The 15,153-nt window shown below is 64.4% G+C and carries 15 protein-coding genes; 9 read left to right on the top strand and 6 right to left on the bottom strand.

The features are described 5' to 3' along the window. Positions 1–30 precede the first annotated feature (30 nt). From BLT40_RS10745 to BLT40_RS10735, 3 genes are read right to left on the bottom strand one after another with little or no spacing between them, the layout of a single operon-like run. A complete protein-coding gene (locus tag BLT40_RS10745; protein WP_036109535.1) occupies positions 31–801 on the bottom strand; it encodes a glycosyltransferase family 2 protein in 771 nt (256 codons plus the stop codon). Further along, positions 798–1,598, bottom strand: a complete 801-nt coding sequence (locus BLT40_RS10740; RefSeq protein WP_079522351.1) for a beta-ketoacyl synthase chain length factor — start codon at positions 1,596–1,598, stop codon at positions 798–800. The genes BLT40_RS10745 and BLT40_RS10740 overlap by 4 nt, the downstream gene beginning before the upstream one ends. After that, entirely contained in the window at positions 1,595–2,797 is a 1,203-nt protein-coding gene (locus BLT40_RS10735) for a beta-ketoacyl-[acyl-carrier-protein] synthase family protein (RefSeq protein WP_176167852.1), read from the bottom strand. The genes BLT40_RS10740 and BLT40_RS10735 overlap by 4 nt, the downstream gene beginning before the upstream one ends. A 35-nt stretch (positions 2,798–2,832) precedes the next feature. Here BLT40_RS10735 and BLT40_RS10730 point away from each other — a divergent pair, with 35 nt between their 5' ends. Together BLT40_RS10730 and hemF are read left to right on the top strand one after the other, a co-directional pair. Next, complete coding sequence (locus tag BLT40_RS10730; RefSeq protein ID WP_255363992.1) at positions 2,833–3,624, top strand: YdcF family protein; 792 nt, start codon at positions 2,833–2,835, stop codon at positions 3,622–3,624. 108 nt (positions 3,625–3,732) lie between these two features. Then, complete coding sequence (gene hemF / locus BLT40_RS10725; protein WP_090352961.1) at positions 3,733–4,635, top strand: oxygen-dependent coproporphyrinogen oxidase; 903 nt, start codon at positions 3,733–3,735, stop codon at positions 4,633–4,635. Between the two features lies 1 nt (position 4,636). Here hemF and BLT40_RS10720 read toward each other — a convergent pair whose 3' ends face one another. Continuing rightward, positions 4,637–5,287 (bottom strand): DUF4097 family beta strand repeat-containing protein, encoded by a 651-nt coding sequence (locus tag BLT40_RS10720; protein WP_036109544.1) that lies wholly within the window; start codon positions 5,285–5,287, stop codon positions 4,637–4,639. Positions 5,288–5,445: 158 nt separating this feature from the next. On the opposite strand from BLT40_RS10720, the gene gpmA reads away from it, so the two are divergent. Then, positions 5,446–6,183: a 2,3-diphosphoglycerate-dependent phosphoglycerate mutase gene (gene gpmA, locus BLT40_RS10715; RefSeq protein ID WP_090352958.1), complete on the top strand. Its 738-nt coding sequence runs from the start codon at positions 5,446–5,448 to the stop codon at positions 6,181–6,183. 185 nt (positions 6,184–6,368) lie between these two features. Next, a complete protein-coding gene (locus BLT40_RS10710; protein WP_043696372.1) occupies positions 6,369–6,896 on the top strand; it encodes a CcdC protein domain-containing protein in 528 nt (175 codons plus the stop codon). 15 nt (positions 6,897–6,911) lie between these two features. Here BLT40_RS10710 and glnK read toward each other — a convergent pair whose 3' ends face one another. After that, a complete protein-coding gene (gene glnK, locus BLT40_RS10705) occupies positions 6,912–7,250 on the bottom strand; it encodes a P-II family nitrogen regulator (protein WP_036109554.1) in 339 nt (112 codons plus the stop codon). 181 nt (positions 7,251–7,431) lie between these two features. Here glnK and BLT40_RS10700 point away from each other — a divergent pair, with 181 nt between their 5' ends. The 5 genes from BLT40_RS10700 (at position 7,432) to BLT40_RS10680 (ending at position 13,743) form a co-directional block, all read left to right on the top strand. Next, the gene (locus tag BLT40_RS10700; RefSeq protein ID WP_079522345.1) at positions 7,432–7,686 is read left to right on the top strand and encodes a ubiquinone biosynthesis accessory factor UbiK; all 255 of its coding nucleotides are present in this window, start codon (positions 7,432–7,434) and stop codon (positions 7,684–7,686) included. A gap of 176 nt (positions 7,687–7,862) precedes the next feature. Further along, positions 7,863–9,362, top strand: coding sequence for a YifB family Mg chelatase-like AAA ATPase (locus BLT40_RS10695; protein ID WP_090352956.1), 1,500 nt, complete (start codon positions 7,863–7,865; stop codon positions 9,360–9,362). A 64-nt stretch (positions 9,363–9,426) separates the two neighbouring features. Then, a complete protein-coding gene (locus tag BLT40_RS10690; protein WP_090352954.1) occupies positions 9,427–10,470 on the top strand; it encodes a nucleoid-associated protein in 1,044 nt (347 codons plus the stop codon). After that, entirely contained in the window at positions 10,451–11,653 is a 1,203-nt protein-coding gene (locus BLT40_RS10685) for a hypothetical protein (RefSeq protein WP_090352952.1), read from the top strand. Before BLT40_RS10690 ends, BLT40_RS10685 begins: the two co-directional genes overlap by 20 nt. A 302-nt stretch (positions 11,654–11,955) precedes the next feature. Continuing rightward, entirely contained in the window at positions 11,956–13,743 is a 1,788-nt protein-coding gene (locus BLT40_RS10680; RefSeq protein ID WP_043696368.1) for a cation:proton antiporter, read from the top strand. A 111-nt stretch (positions 13,744–13,854) separates the two neighbouring features. Here BLT40_RS10680 and aceA read toward each other — a convergent pair whose 3' ends face one another. Further along, positions 13,855–15,144, bottom strand: coding sequence for an isocitrate lyase (aceA, locus tag BLT40_RS10675; RefSeq protein ID WP_090352950.1), 1,290 nt, complete (start codon positions 15,142–15,144; stop codon positions 13,855–13,857). Between the last annotated feature and the right edge of the window lie 9 nt (positions 15,145–15,153).

Raw genomic sequence — 15,153 nt, 5'->3', positions numbered from 1 at the left:
CCCCTTGCGCGGTGCGTGCGCGTAGCGTTTTCAGTGCGTGTCGCGTGTCCCAGGTGCCGTCGCGACAATCGTCGGTGTCGCGCGGGAGGACCGGTAGCATGCCATTACGTGACCGTAATGGAAGATGCGGCCTACCGTATACACCGTGATCCGGGTGACGTCGCGCACCGGCTGGAAGTGGCTGAGGCGGAACTCGCCCTCGTAGCGCGAGGCGATCGGCACCGAGACCACGCCGATGCCGCGCTCGCGGCACGCCGTGATCAGCAGCGCGGCTTCGAAGACGAAGTTCTCGGCGGGAAGGTCGACAAGGTCGAGCGCGGCACGCGGGTACAGGCGCTGGCCGCTTTGCGTATCCGCCACCGGGCGACCGCAGGCCCAGGAGATGCCCCAATCGGCCACCGCGTTCGCACGGCGGCGTCCGGGCGGCTGCTGTTCACGCTCGAGCAGCCGCGCACCGATGACGATGCTGCCGGGATAGCGGCGGTGAGCTTCGAGGATCGCCGGGATGTCGGACGCCAGGTGCTGGCCGTCACCGTCCATCGTGATGACGTTGTCGAAACCCTGACGCAGCGCCTCGCGAAAGCCGCTGCGCAGGGCCTCACCCTTGCCGCGTCGTGTCGCGTGGCGGATCAGGGTGACGGGCAGCTCACCCACGATCCCGGGCGTGCGGTCGTCCGAGCCGTCGTCGACGACGATGACCGGCAAGCCCAGCTCCATGGCTTCGGCAACCACGCGACCGATGGCACGTTCCTCGTTGAGGCATGGAATCAGGATGCAGCAGCGATCACCGGTGGCGTTCATGGTGCGGCCTCGATATCCACGTGAAGGTCCAGGCCGGTGGCGGCGGCCACGCGCAAGGCGGTGGGGCGTGCGAGGGCCAGTGCACGCAACAGCGGTATCGCCTGGGCCGAGGGGCTGCTGGCCGCGATGTCGTCCATCCAGGCGTCACCCAGCGCGACAGCGCCCGTATTGCCGGCCGACGGCGTCAGATCGAGGCGCGCCAGGGCGCCCTCCGGACGCGGCGACAAGACCAGCGCGCAGGCGAACGGGCCGGTGGTGCTGGTCATCTCGCCGAGCGGGCCGGTGCCCGCGATGTCGTAACTGGCCAGCAGGACGTCGCGCTCGTCGGCCACCGCGAGGGTGGCGGCCTCGAGCAGTCCGGCGCCAAAGCTCGTCTCGCCGCCGGACACCGCGCTCGAGCTCGCATGGCAATGCGTGGCGATGGTCCAGTAGCCGGCAGGGGCGTTATGCACGGAGTTGTGGAATTTGGTGGGCGACAGTTCTGTGGGTGCCGTCGCCAGCGTGGTGCACATGTAGTCGGTGATCACCTGGTCGCCGTGCGCGGAAGCGAAGACGCAGGGCAGGGTGGCCGCGTCGAGACCGCTCATCCGCACGGCCTGACCCGCGGCGGCGGCGGCCAGCAGCACGCTTTCCGGCGCGCGTCGCCGTTCGTTCGGCGGCAGGACGTCGGCCACGGGCCGCGTGGTCGCACCCGGCGCGGCGGCACCGTTGGCGATCTCGCGGAACGCCTGCCAGTCGTCGGCGCCGGGTGCCCACGTGCCGATACCCTTGATCCATACGGTCAGCGCGGCGCTCATGCGGCAACCTCCGCCCGGGCAAAGGCGAGACAGGCGTTGTTTCCGCCAAAGCCGAACGAGTTGCTCAGGGCGATGCGAAGATCGCCGCGCTCGGATGTCCACGCCATCTGCGGCCCGCACAGCGGATCCGGTGTCGTCGCACCCAGATTGGCGGGCACGACGCCGTCGCGCATCGACAACAGCGTGAGCGTGGCCTCGAGAATGCCCGCGGCGCCCAGCGTATGACCGGTGAAGCCCTTGGTCGAGCTGGCGCGTGTGCTCGCCGGGAAACGCCGTGCCACCAGTGCCGCCTCGACCTCGTCGTTCTTCTGGCTGGCGGTTCCGTGCAGGTTGATGTAATCGACATCGCCCACGACGATGCCCGCCCGCGCCAGCGTGTCGTTCAGTGCGAGCTCGGCGCCGAGCCCTTCGGGATGCGGTGTCGACATGTGATGCGCGTCGCTGGCTTCGCCGTAGCCGATCAGCAGCGGCAGTCCGCCACCCTCCACGGCGCGCTCGATGAGCGCGAAGCCGGCCGCCTCGCCAATCGAGATGCCGCCACGGTTCGCGTCGAACGGGCGGCACGGTTCAGGTGACACGAGCTCGAGCGAGTTGAAGCCGAACAGGACGCTGTCGCAGAGCGTGTCGGTACCACCGACGACGGCGGCGTCGATCAGTCCGAGGCGGATCATGCGCTCGGCGTTGGCGAACACCTTGGCGCTGGAGGAGCACGCGGTGGCGACGGTCAGGCAAGGCCCTTCCAGGTCGAACGCCGTGGCGACGAATCCCGCCAGCGAATGGGGGGTGTGCAGGACGGAGCGATGGAGATCCGCCGGCATCCGGCCTCCTTCCAGGCGTCGATAGCCTTCTTCGGTCGCACCGATGCTGGCGGTCGACGTGCCGAGCAGGACGGCGACGCGCGAGGCGCCGTAGCGCTCGCGTGCGTCCCTGACCGCGTCGATAAAACCGTCCTGACGCAACGCCAGCCAGGCCAGGCGGTTGTTCCGGCATTCCCACTCGGCGAGAGCCGGCGGGAGCGGTTCGTCTTCGAGTCCGGCGACGCGGCCGATCCAGCAATCCAGGGGTGCTGAGCTGAAGTCGTTGGGTTGAAGGCCGCCCCGGGAGGTGGCGATGGCGGTGGCGTGAGCGTCGAGACCGCGACCGAGCGCGGAGGTCGCCGTGTACGCGCGGATGGCGAGAGGAGGCATGGGATGAGGCATGCGGCGAGCCTATCCTTTTTGAGCCGCAGCGTCGCGTGAATGACGGCACCCATGACATGGCCATTCATTCGCAGGACCTCATCGTTGCGCCTCGCCAGCCAAGTCGCCAGACTCCGCTGTCTATGGCCGGTCTTCTCAAACCCCTGCGTCGCGGCGTCTGGCGTTACCTCAGTGACCGCGACATCCTGATCGCGGCGTTCGTCACCGTCGTGGTCTTCGTCGGCACCCTGGGCCTGGTCTACGTCGCGCACGTGATCAACGTATGGGGCCTCGCCCGACGCAGCCCGATCGCCGGAGGGCATCGTCGGGCGCTGCTGATCTTCGGGCGTCGCCTGGTCGACGATCTGCCGGAGGCCGACTTCACCGAGCGTCTGGCGCGCGGGCGCGAAAACGTGCTCGCTGGCGCCGCCGATCGCGTGTTGTTGCTTGGCGGCACGAGTGGCGGCTCGGTCAGCGAAGCGGAGGCGGGACGTCGCTGGCTCGTCGCCGCGGGCTGGCCTGTCGATGTGCCGATGACGCTCGAGCAGCTGTCGATCGATTCCCTCGAAAACCTGCGGCACGCCCGCGAACTGTTGCGTCCATCGGACGAAGGCCGGCTGCCCGCCGTCTGGCTCGTCAGCAGTCGCTACCACCTGGCGCGTTGCCTGTACCTCGCCCGCCGGCTGGGTTTCGACGCCTCGCCCATCGCCGCCGAACCCCGGCTCGCGCTCAGCGGTCGTTATGTCGTGCGGATGCTCATGGAAGCGGGCTATCTGATGTGGATCGACATCGGCATGCGCTGGGCCTCGCTCACGGGCAACCGCCGCATGGCCGCACGTATTTCCTGACCCGTCATCCCTGACCCGTCATCGTTACGCGGCGGCGTGCCGCAGCGGGCCTCCCGGCCCGACTTGCTAAGCTTCGCGACATTTCCCGCCCAAGGATCCTGCGCCGTCATGTCCGAACAAGCCGATCTTGCCGAGTCGTTCCTGCGCGGGCTACAGGACCGCATCTGCGCCGCCATCGAGGGGATCGACGGCAAGGCGACGTTCGAGGAGGATGCCTGGACGCGCCCTGCGGGCGGCGGCGGACGCACGCGCGTCCTGCGCGACGGCGCCATCTTCGAACAGGCGGGCGTGAATTTTTCGCGGGTCGCCGGTTCGCCATTGCCGCCGAGCGCCACGGCGCACCGGCCCGACCTCGTCGGCGGCAGCTTCATCGCCACCGGCGTCTCGCTGGTTCTGCATCCGCGTAACCCGCACATCCCGACGACGCATGCCAACGTGCGTTACTTCGAGGCCTCGAAAGAAGGCGCGGAGCCCGTGTGGTGGTTCGGCGGCGGCTTCGATCTCACGCCGTTCTATCCGGTCGACGAGGACGTGCGTCACTGGCATCGGGTCGCCAGGGACCTCTGCGCGCCGTATGGCGATGACGTGTACTCGCGATACAAGCAGTGGTGCGACGAGTATTTCTACCTCAAGCATCGCGGCGAAACGCGCGGTGTCGGCGGTCTTTTCTACGACGACCTCAACGAGGGCGGCTTCGAGCGGTGCATGAGTTTCACGCGCGACGTCGGTCAGGGTTTTCTCGACGGCTACCTGCCCATTGTGGAGCGCCGTCGCGACACGCCGTATGGCGAGCGCGAGCGCGAATTCCAGCTCTATCGTCGCGGTCGTTACGTCGAGTTCAACCTGGTCTACGACCGCGGCACCTTGTTCGGTCTGCAGTCGGGCGGGCGCACGGAATCGATCCTGATGAGCCTGCCGCCACGTGTTCGCTTCGAATACGCGTACGCGCCCGAGGCGGACAGCCCCGAAGCGCGGCTGCAGGAATACCTGAAGCCGCGCGACTGGATCTGAGTTACGGGGCGCTGCCCGAGAACGTGTGCGGCGTGGCGCCTTCGATCTTGCCGACCGTCGCGGAGTCGCTCACGTAGAGATCGACCGCACGTTCGAACCTCAGGGTGCCCTGAACCACGGCGTGCGGTCCGATCACGATCTTCGGATTGCGGTCGTTGTTGGTGTGCCAGCCCATGTTGGGCTTCTTCACCAGGATGCCGCCCTCGACCTTCGAGCCGCCACCGATATCCATGTCCGCGTTGACGGTCTCGATGCCGCCGCCCACGTGCGCGCCGTCGAGCGAGATCTCACCATTGACGTTGGACAGGTGGCCTTTGACGTCGGCACCGCGCTCGAGCTGAACCCGCCCGTTGACCGTCTGCACGTCATCGCTCACGCGCGACTGCTCATGCAGGGACACCGCGCCGTTGACCGACTTCACGGCGGTGGCGGTGGCTCCTTCGCCGAGCTCGACCGAACCGTTGACGGTACTGGCCTTCTGTACCGTGGCGCGCGAACCGATGCGGACCGAGCCGTTCACCGTATGGACGTCGCCCGCGTTCTGGCCAGCGTCGACCGACGCGGTGCCGTTGACCTTGCTGATGTCGTCGGCCGCGACGGCGGCGCCGGCGAGGGACAGGGCGATGAGGAGGGAAATCAGGCTACGACGCATGCTGCGGCACTCCGCGAGTGGACTAGGACACCTGAGATGCGCGCGCCCCGCGCAAGGTTTAGCGTGACTTCCGGCACGGCTGCCTGCCGTCGCCGCGTAAGTTGACGCCTCGCGGGCGAGGTTCCACCATCGGATTTTTCCTCCTGACGTTGGATGCCATGTACAAGCTTGTCATGATCCGCCACGGCCAGTCGGCCTGGAACCTCGAGAACCGCTTCAGCGGCTGGGCCGATGTCGACCTCACCGAGCAGGGCGTGGCCGAGGCCCGTGAGGCCGGTCGCCTGCTCAAGGACGCCGGTTTCACCTTCGACCTGGCCCACACCTCCTACCTCAGGCGTGCCGTGCGCACCCTGTGGCACGTGCAGGACGAGATGGGCCTGATGTGGATCCCGGTGGTCACCGACTGGCGCCTCAACGAGCGCCACTACGGCGCCCTGACCGGCCTCAACAAGTCGGAGACCGCCAGCAAGTACGGCGAAGACCAGGTCAAGATCTGGCGCCGCAGCTACGACACGCCGCCGCCGGCCCTGAAGCCGGGCGAGATGTCGTTCGCGGACGACGGCCGCTACGACGGCATCGCCGACGTCCCGCTGACCGAGTGCCTGAAGGACACCGTCGCCCGCGTGCTGCCTTACTGGCACGAGGTGCTGGCCCCCGCGATCAGGAGCGGCAAAAGCGTGCTGATGGCGGCCCATGGCAACTCGATGCGCGCACTGGTGAAGTACTTCGACGACATCTCCGACGACGCCATCGCGGAGCTCAACATCCCCAACGGTATTCCGCTGGTCTACGAATTCGACGCCGACCTCAAGCCGGTCGGGCACTATTACCTGGGCGACGAGGCCGAGATCGCGGCCAAGATGGCCGCCGTCGCCAACCAGGGCAAAGCAAAATAACGCTGGCCGCTTCATGTAGGAGCGCGCCCCGCGCGCGACAGCTCTTCGCGCCGGTCCCCACGGGCCCGGCGCGGGAATCCGACCGCATGACACCCGTCACCCCCAACACCTAACATCCCGCCCTCGAATGCCCGCCACGGTCGCCGTAAGGTAGCGTCACAGTCACCACCACCGAGACCGCGCCCATGCTGGCTCCGACCACCATCCCGTTCATCGTCGCCCCGCTGATGGCCTTCGCCGTCTACCGCCGTGTTCGCGGCAGTTTCGGCCGGCAGCCGATCCGGACGAAGCGGATGACCGCCCGCATCGTCATCTTCGCGGCGATCGCCTGCCTGATGATGACCTCGGGTCTGCAGGACATCCGGCTTGCGGAGGGCGCCCTCGGCGGCCTCGTGCTCGGCGGTGCGCTGGCCTTCGTCGGCCTGCGCCTCACCCGTTTCGAGTCGAGCCCGCAGGGCGGCGACTTCTATATCCCGAATCCCTGGCTTGGGGCCGCGCTCACCGCGCTGCTGCTGGGCCGCATGGCCTGGCGCTTCCTGGTGCTGGCCCCCCTGTTTCAGGGCGAGGGCCCGGCTGTCGCCCATGCGCCGCCGCCCGGTAACAGCCCGCTCACCATGCTGGTGGTCGGTCTGACGATCGGCTACTACGCGGCCTACTACGCGGGGATCCTGGTGCACCACCGCCGCTTCAAGCGGCTGGCGCAGGCGGTCTGATCGCCGGAGACGCCCTCAGAGGGCGTCGTTATCCAGCTCGCCGGTACGGATACGCACGACCTGGTCGAGCTGACTGACGAAGATCTTGCCGTCGCCGATCTTGCCCGTGCGGGCCGCCTGCTGGATGGCCTCGACCACGCGCTCGACCTGATCATCGGTGATGGCGACCTCGAGCTTGATCTTGGGCAGGAAGTCGACCACGTACTCCGCCCCGCGATACAGTTCGGTGTGGCCCTTCTGCCGGCCGAAGCCTTTCACCTCGGTGACCGTGACGCCCTGGACGCCCACATCGGCGAGGGCTTCGCGGACGTCGTCCAGCTTGAACGGCTTGATGATGGCGACGACCAGCTTCATGTAACACTCCTCGGGGCGCGTCCGGCTGTCGGCGCGCGGACGGTCATTGTGCCATCCGCGGTCGGTCGGCGTCCTCCGGGAGCATTTTGTAGGGGAAACCCTACACGACGTGTAGGCATCCGCCTATAGCGCCTACAAACGAATCACCTAAACTTCATTCCACGACATCGAGGTGCGCAAGATGGATGTGCAGGGTATCGATCAACTCGCACAGCGGTTGGCATCGTTGGTTCCGCCAGGGTTGGCGCAAGCGCGTGAGGATATGCACGCCAACTTCAAAGACATTCTGGCGCAGGGACTACGCCGCCTCGATCTCGTAACCCGCGAAGAATTCGATGTGCAGAGCCAGGTATTGGCTCGTACGCGAGAAAAGCTCGACGCTCTGGAAAAGCGCATTGCCGACCTGGAAGTCAGCGCTGCGCAGCGCGGCCAATAGGGAAGGCCGCACAGCCCGGGACCGCCCCCGATCCGTCACCCTCACCCCGAGAGCGGTCGGGGGCGGTTATTTTTCTCCGAACAGGCGCAAGGAGTGCGTATGCGAGCCGGATCCCTTCAGGATCACCGACGTTCGCATCCCTTGTGGATGCGTAACCGGTTACGATACTCCCCGTCATGAGCCTCGCCGTCACCCTTTCGCGCGCGCAGGAAGGCGTTGCCGCGCCACAGGTCATCGTCGAGGTGCATCTCTCCGGCGGCCTGCCTTCCACCTCCATCGTCGGTCTGCCTGAAGCGGCGGTGCGCGAGGCGCGGGATCGTGTTCGTGTCGCCATCCAGAACACCGCCTTCGAATACCCGGCCCGTCGGGTCACCGTGAATCTGGCACCCGCCGAGCTCCCGAAAGACGGTGGCCGGTTCGATCTGGCCATCGCGCTGGGCATCCTCGCCGCGGGCTCCCAGGTGCCCCGCGAGCGGCTCGATGATTGCGAGTTCCTCGGCGAGCTTGCCCTGTCGGGCGAGCTCCGTGCCGTACCCGGCATCCTTCCCGCCCTGATCCGCGCTCGCCGTAGCGGTCGCCGCATCGTCGTACCCCGGGCCAACGCCGCGGAAGCCGCGTTGATCGGGGAGGGCGACATCCTGCTGGCGGACAGCCTCGCCGAGGTCTGCGCCTGGCTGCGCGGCAACGGCGATCTGACCAGTCCCGCCACGGCCGACTTCTACGACCTGCCGACCTGCGGCCCCGACATGCGTGACGTGCGCGGCCAGTATCAGGCGCGCCGCGCCATGGAAATCGCCGCTGCGGGTGGTCACCATCTTTTGCTCATCGGCCCACCCGGCACTGGCAAGACCATGCTGGCCGAGCGTCTCCCGGGGATCCTCCCGCCGATGACCGAATCGGAAGCGCTCGAGAGCTGCGCCATTCGTTCGCTGTCCGGCGAAGAGATCGAGCCGGGCTGCTGGCGCCGTCGTCCCTTCCGCGCTCCCCACCACACGGCCTCAGGCGTCGCCCTGGTCGGCGGCGGGGCCAATCCGCGTCCTGGCGAGATCTCGCTGGCGCACAACGGCGTGCTCTTCCTCGACGAGTTGCCCGAGTTCAGCCGGCACGTGCTCGAGGTGCTTCGCGAGCCGCTCGAATCCGGGCAGATCGTGATCTCACGCGCCGCGCGGCAATCGACGTTCCCGGCCGAGTTCCAGCTCGTTGCGGCGATGAATCCGTGCCCCTGTGGTTACAACGGCGATCCGCTGCATGAATGCCGCTGCACGCCCGACCAGGTACAGCGTTATCGCGGGCGTATCTCAGGCCCGCTGCTCGATCGCATCGACATCTGCGTCGAAGTGCCACGCGTTTCCATCGCCGAGTTCTCGGCCATGCGTGGGCCCATGGACGACGACAGCGCGACCGTGCGCGCGAGGGTGGTCAAGGCCCGGGAGAAAGCGCTGCTGCGCGCTGGCCAGGCGAACGCGGAGCTGAGCGTCGTCAACCTCGAACGCGACTGCGCGCTGCCGTCGGCGGAGCGCGAGTGGTTGCAGGTGACGCTGGATAAGCTGGGTGCCTCGGCGCGGGCGTATCACCGGATTCTTCGTGTTGCGCGGACGATCGCCGATCTGGAAGGCGGGGCGGGGTGTGTGGAGCAGGTGCATCTGGCGGAGGCTTTCCATTACCGGCGGTTCTGAAGCTGAATTAGCGCGGTCGCCGGCCCGCTGGCTAGGAGGCCTTCATTAAAGGGAATAGGTGTTCATGAAGATTCTTGAGGCTACGATCCATCACTTGATTAAACAGGTCAACACGACCGGTCAGAACTCTGTCGTAGTTCAGTTGCGAACCAAGGTTCTTCCAATCGATCAAACGCTGACCACAGTGGTGACTGATCTAATTGGTTTGTACGCAAAATCTGCTGACAGCCAAGGGACGTTTGGGACCAACTCGGCGGTTCATATATTCCCTCAGAGATTCGATGATTATCTTAATAAGAAACTGACCTTCAAGAAGATGACTGAAGATGCCGTCAACTTGATAGCAGCGGCAATGCAAGGGGTGAGCTTTGCAAGCGGAGGCTACGCGCTCTTCGTCCGCTATGAATTTCAGGGCTCTGATTTCTTCCTGATCGCGATGCTGAAGCTTCGGCCGGGCGCGGGAATTGACGAAAAAACGCTCGATCTCGAGCCAACGCTCAATATTGATCTTGACCGGCTCAACGAGGCCGCCCGCGTTAACGTAACTCGCCTTGTGGCTGGGGTTGAGCCCTACTTGACGTTCATCAAGGGACGACGCGCCAAGTCGCAAGTAACTGACTATTTTCGTTCGGCACTGTCCTGCACAAGTTTCACCAGTTCGGCGCATCATACGTTGCAGTTGATGCAGGCGGCGGATGCTTATGTGGAGCAGCGAAGCGACCTTGATGACGAAGGAAAAAAGGGCGAACGTATTGCGATGCGACAGCGCCTGTTCGATTACTTCAAGAGTAGCCCTGAGGAAGTGACGCTGCAGACGGCAGCTGCGCACGTGCATCCCAACGACGGTGACGAATTTCTTGATTTTGTTAAGGGTGACGGAGAGCAGCAAGCGTTCTCGATGGATGATGCTTTTCGGCCCGACAAGCGCACATATAGGCGATTGCAGCGTATTGCGGGAACGATCGGGTCCGTCCGGCTCAGTTTTGATGTTCAGGACGTTCAGGATGGGACCGTGTCTTACGATCCTGGACTGAATGCGGTCATCATCAAGGGGCCGACGGACGTCCTCAAGCAAGAGATCTTGAACAATGAGCACCCAGCTCCCTAACAATCTGCACGATCTTGCTTGGTGGCTCTATACGTGCCTAGAGGGGGTGCGTACTGTCGGACCACCTGGGGTCTGGGAAGGACGGTTGCCGGATAGTTATGACTACGCGGCAATCGTCGGCCATATCGAAAATGTGGATGAGCATCAGCGTCTTTTGAGGAACGGCTCCCCCGCAGGCAGGCTAATTGAATTCAACGCTGGAGCCGTGGGCGTCTACAGAACGATTGACGAGTTGGTGAGGGTTGCTGCAAATCGAAGGTCTGTCCCTTCGCGATTCACGATCATTGATCCGCATTTTTCGTTCGACGAAGCAGTGCCGCCAGCTGAGGAGCCGTGCGCGGTTTCTGCGTATAAATTGGCGGTGGGATTGTGGGATGCTTTGAGTGATTTAGCTGACATAAAGACGGGCTCGGAAGTCGTTTTTGTCGAAAGTCGGGATGCAACCCTGACCGTGTCTCCGGCTTACGAGGCCCGCAATCTTCGCGAACTCTCTTCATTCCCACAGTTCGCCGCAGAATACTTCAGGTCGGCGACGCACGTTGACCAGAAGAAGAGCATTGTTCGTGCTTCGATTGTTGAGCATTTTAAGCCGAAGCGGAAAGTTACCTTAGCTGACATCCTGGACAACTTCGAGGGCATTGAGCGAGAGGTTCGACGATCCTATGCGATGTATGCCCGTGAGTTTTCTTACAAGAAAACTCGTGACGATGTCGAGCGACAGAATGTCGACGACATGTTGCGGTTGAATAAGACAGTCGCCGAGATTCAGAACCAACTTCTTGCCATCCCCGCGGCAGTACTTCTTGCAGGCACGACATTGTCATCGGGTGCCGATCTGAAGAATCTGACAGTCCTTTTGGGTATGTGGGTGTTCTGCACATTTATGACGCTACTTGTTTCAAACCAGCGAAATTCCGTTCAAGCGATAAGTAGTGAGATGGCCGTTAGAAAGGCTTCGTTGTCGAAACTTCCCGATGACGTAAGCGCTGGCTTGGTCTCATTGTTCAGTGGACTGGACGGCCGTGTGCTTCGGCAGAATTGTGTGCTCAGCTTCATCGGTGTTGTGGTCTATATGGTGGGAGCGTTAACCACGGTGGCTGTTGTATGGCTGAACTACGGATCGTTACTGGTGCGCCTTGTAACGGCAGCATGGAGTAGCGTCATCAAGCAAATCGGTAGTTAGCACAGCGAGATACTCCGCGCTCTTCTGTTTGCTCTCAGTCGCCTTAAGGTGGAAGCGCGCCGGCCAGCCAGTTAAGACTTATTTCATGTACTGACCAGTTGACGAATCCCCCGGCCAGGAGCATGATTCTGTACCAGGCGGTTCTCTAATGGACTGTCTGCCCCGCTCCGGTGCTGGATACCCCTCCCTCCCCCCGCTCCAGCACCGGGGCCCGGCCTTTATCTTCACCAACGATTCCCTATGCTCTTCTTGACGGCCCGCCTCTGGCGCTGGCCGTTTTCTTTTTTGGAACAGGGAAAATCATGGGACTCGAACTCGGCATCCTGCTGACACTGATGCTTGGCATAGGCTTCCTCTGCCAGTGGGTGGCTTGGCGGGTGCGCCTTCCGGCCATCCTCTTCCTGCTGCTGGCAGGCATTCTGGCGGGCCCGGTGACCGGGCTGCTTCACCCGGACAAGGTCCTGGGCGACCTGTTGTTCCCGGTGGTATCGCTTGCGGTGGCGGTCATCCTTTTCGAAGGCAGCCTGACCCTGCGCTTCAGCGAGCTGAAGGGTATCGGGCACGCGGTCCGTGGCCTCGTCAGCTACGGCGCGATCATCGCGCTGCTGATGCTGGCGGGTGCGGCCCACTGGATCGGTGGTCTCAGCTGGGAACTGGCGCTGCTGTTCGGCGCACTGACCTGCGTGACCGGCCCGACCGTGATCGCGCCCATGCTGCGCACGGTTCGGCCCAATGCCCGTATCGCCAACATCCTGCGCTGGGAGGGGATCATCATCGATCCGATCGGCGCCCTGTTTGCGGTGCTGGTCTATGAAGCTATCGTCTCGCACCGCGAAGGTCACTCGATCCAGATCTTCCTCGGCACGATCGCGTGTGGCGCGATCGTCGGTGGCGTCGCCGCATTCATTCACGGCAACCTGCTGCGTCGCCACTGGATCCCCGAGTACCTGCAGAACTTCGGCACGCTGGCCGCGGTGCTCGCTACGTTCACGCTGTCCAACACGGTGGCACACGAGTCGGGCCTGCTGGCGGTGACCCTCATGGGAATCGCGCTGGGCAACATGCGTGACGTACACATCGACGACATCATGGACTTCAAGGAGCACCTGACCACCTTGCTGGTCTCGATGCTCTTCATCCTGCTGGCGGCGCGTCTGGACTGGCCGCTTCCCGATGGCGCGCTGCTGGGTGGCGTGCTGATCTTCTTCGTCGCGCAGCTCGTCATTCGTCCGCTGTCGGTCCTGGTGGCGAGCGTTGGCGGCGGGCTGTCGTGGCGTGAGCGTGCATTGATCGCCTGGGTCGCGCCGCGAGGCATCGTCGCCGCATCCGTGTCGGCGTTGTTCGCCATTCGTCTGGAAAAGGCGGGCATGGCCGGTGCCGACAAGATGGTGCCGCTCGTCTTCCTGATGATCATCGGCACGGTGGTCTTCCAGAGCGCGACGGCGCGTCCGCTGGCGCGCTGGCTGAAGGTTGCCGACCCCGAACCGCGTGGCGTGCTGATCTACGGATCCGACATCGTCGCGCTGGAGATCGCGCGCGCCCTGGCCGCCAATGAGGGGCTGCGTGTCGTCGTCGCCGACGACGACTGGAACGGTATTCGCACGGCGCGTATGGCGGGACTGTCGACGTTCTTCGGCAATCCTTCGTCGCAGGCGGCGGATCGCAATCTCGATCTCGCGGGCATCGGCCACCTGCTCGCCGTATCGACACATCGCGAACTGAACTCGCTGGCCAGCGTGCACTATCGCGAGGAGTTCGGTCGCGACAAGGTATTCCGCCTGCGCAACCTGTCGCCCGAGGAAAGCCACGGTCGCGCCTCGCTTGCGGGGAGTCTCGTCGCCACCGCGTTGTTCGCCGAGGACATGACTCACGCGCGCTTCGCGGAACTGCTGCACGAGGGATGGCGAATCAAGTCCACGCGACTGACCGAGACATTCGACTGGCCGCATTTCATCGAAGAGTACGGTTCGCGCACGGTGCCGTTGTTCGGGGTGGAGGAGAAGGGCGACCTTCGCATCGCTTCGGGCAAGAAGGTGCTGGAGCCGAAGCCCGGCTGGACAGTGATCGCCCTGGTGCCACCCGAGCGCTGATCGCTGCCGCGACACGGGGCGGCGTTCGCAGGGTCCATCGATGACCATGAGCACGGCGGCGAACATACTTTCGCCGCCGTGCCCGAGCGCAAACGATTCGCGTCGAATGCGTTACGCCGCTGAGGCCGGATGAAACTGCTGTTCTTCCGTCGAGCCGCTCAGCGCGGAGAGCGAACTGAACGAGCCTGAGATCACCTGGTTCACCGTGTCGAAGTAGCCGGTGCCGACCTCGCGCTGATGCTTCGCCGCCGTATAGCCATCCTTCTCCGCCGCGAACTCCGCTTCCTGCAGTTCGACGTAGGCCGCCATCTGTCGATCCTTGTACCCACGCGCCAGCTGGAACATGGAGTAGTTCAGCGCATGGAAGCCGGCCAGGGTGATGAACTGGAAGGCGTAGCCGAGTTCGCCAAGCTGCTTCTGGAACGTCGCGATCGTCCTTTCATCGAGGTTCTTCTTCCAGTTGAAGCTGGGCGAGCAGTTGTACGCCAGCTTCTTGCCCGGATACTTCGCATGGATGGCCTCGGCGAACCGGCGCGCTTCTTCCATATCGGGCGTCGAGGTCTCGCACCAGAGCAGGTCGGCATAAGGTGCATAGGCCAGCCCGCGACTGATCGCCTGATCGATGCCTTGCGTCGCTTCGTAAAAACCTTCCACGGTGCGTTTGCCGGTGAGGAAAGGCTTGTCGTAGTCGTCCACATCGGAGGTGACCAGCGCGGCACCCATCGCATCCGTGCGCGCGACGATCAGCGTCGGCACACCGGCGACGTCGGCGGCCAGGCGCGCCGCGACCAGCTTCTGCACGGCTTCCTGCGTCGGCACCAGCACCTTGCCACCCATGTGGCCGCACTTCTTCGCACTGGCTAGCTGGTCTTCGAAATGCACGCCGGCGGCGCCCGCTTCGATCATGTGCGTCATCAGTTCGTACGCGTTGAGCACGCCGCCGAAGCCCGCTTCGGCATCGGCGACGATCGGCACCAGCCAGTCGAGACCGTCCTTGCCCTCGGCGTGATGAATCTGGTCCGCGCGCAGCAGCGTCTTGTTGATCTTGCGGACGACGTTAGGCACCGAGTCGACCGGATAGAGCGACTGATCGGGATACATCGCCCCGGCCGTGTTCGCATCGGCGGCGACCTGCCAGCCGGAGAGGTAGATGGCCTGCAGTCCGGCCTTGACCTGCTGCATCGCCTGGTTGCCGGTGAGTGCGCCGAGGGCGTTGACGTAAGGCGTGTCATGAAGGGCGCGCCACAGGCGATCGGCGCCGCGGCGGGCGAGTGTGTGCTCGATCTGGACCGTGCCACGCAGCCTGATCACGTCCTCGGCGGCGTAGGGGCGTTCGACGCCCTTCCAGCGTTCGTTGTTGGTCCAGTCCAGCGTGATGTGCTCGGCGTTATGCGTCTTCATCGTAAGGCT

The sequence above is a fragment of the Dyella sp. 333MFSha genome (assembly GCF_900102405.1).
GTDB classification, from domain to species: Bacteria; Pseudomonadota; Gammaproteobacteria; order Xanthomonadales; family Rhodanobacteraceae; genus Luteibacter; species Luteibacter mycovicinus.
This window is presented reverse-complemented; position numbering and strand designations above follow the sequence as displayed.

Bases quoted from the DNA above. Each gene is read 5' to 3' on its own strand.
- BLT40_RS10745 (WP_036109535.1), bottom strand. From the start codon at position 801: ATGAACGCCACCGGTGATCGCTGCTGCATCCTGATTCCATGCCTCAAC.
- BLT40_RS10740 (WP_079522351.1), bottom strand. From the start codon at position 1,598: ATGAGCGCCGCGCTGACCGTATGGATCAAGGGTATCGGCACGTGGGCA.
- BLT40_RS10735 (WP_176167852.1), bottom strand. From the start codon at position 2,797: ATGCCTCATCCCATGCCTCCTCTCGCCATCCGCGCGTACACGGCGACC.
- hemF (WP_090352961.1), top strand. From the start codon at position 3,733: ATGTCCGAACAAGCCGATCTTGCCGAGTCGTTCCTGCGCGGGCTACAG.
- BLT40_RS10720 (WP_036109544.1), bottom strand. From the start codon at position 5,287: ATGCGTCGTAGCCTGATTTCCCTCCTCATCGCCCTGTCCCTCGCCGGC.
- gpmA (WP_090352958.1), top strand. From the start codon at position 5,446: ATGTACAAGCTTGTCATGATCCGCCACGGCCAGTCGGCCTGGAACCTC.
- BLT40_RS10710 (WP_043696372.1), top strand. From the start codon at position 6,369: ATGCTGGCTCCGACCACCATCCCGTTCATCGTCGCCCCGCTGATGGCC.
- glnK (WP_036109554.1), bottom strand. From the start codon at position 7,250: ATGAAGCTGGTCGTCGCCATCATCAAGCCGTTCAAGCTGGACGACGTC.
- BLT40_RS10700 (WP_079522345.1), top strand. From the start codon at position 7,432: ATGGATGTGCAGGGTATCGATCAACTCGCACAGCGGTTGGCATCGTTG.
- BLT40_RS10695 (WP_090352956.1), top strand. From the start codon at position 7,863: ATGAGCCTCGCCGTCACCCTTTCGCGCGCGCAGGAAGGCGTTGCCGCG.
- BLT40_RS10690 (WP_090352954.1), top strand. From the start codon at position 9,427: ATGAAGATTCTTGAGGCTACGATCCATCACTTGATTAAACAGGTCAAC.
- BLT40_RS10685 (WP_090352952.1), top strand. From the start codon at position 10,451: ATGAGCACCCAGCTCCCTAACAATCTGCACGATCTTGCTTGGTGGCTC.
- BLT40_RS10680 (WP_043696368.1), top strand. From the start codon at position 11,956: ATGGGACTCGAACTCGGCATCCTGCTGACACTGATGCTTGGCATAGGC.
- aceA (WP_090352950.1), bottom strand. From the start codon at position 15,144: ATGAAGACGCATAACGCCGAGCACATCACGCTGGACTGGACCAACAAC.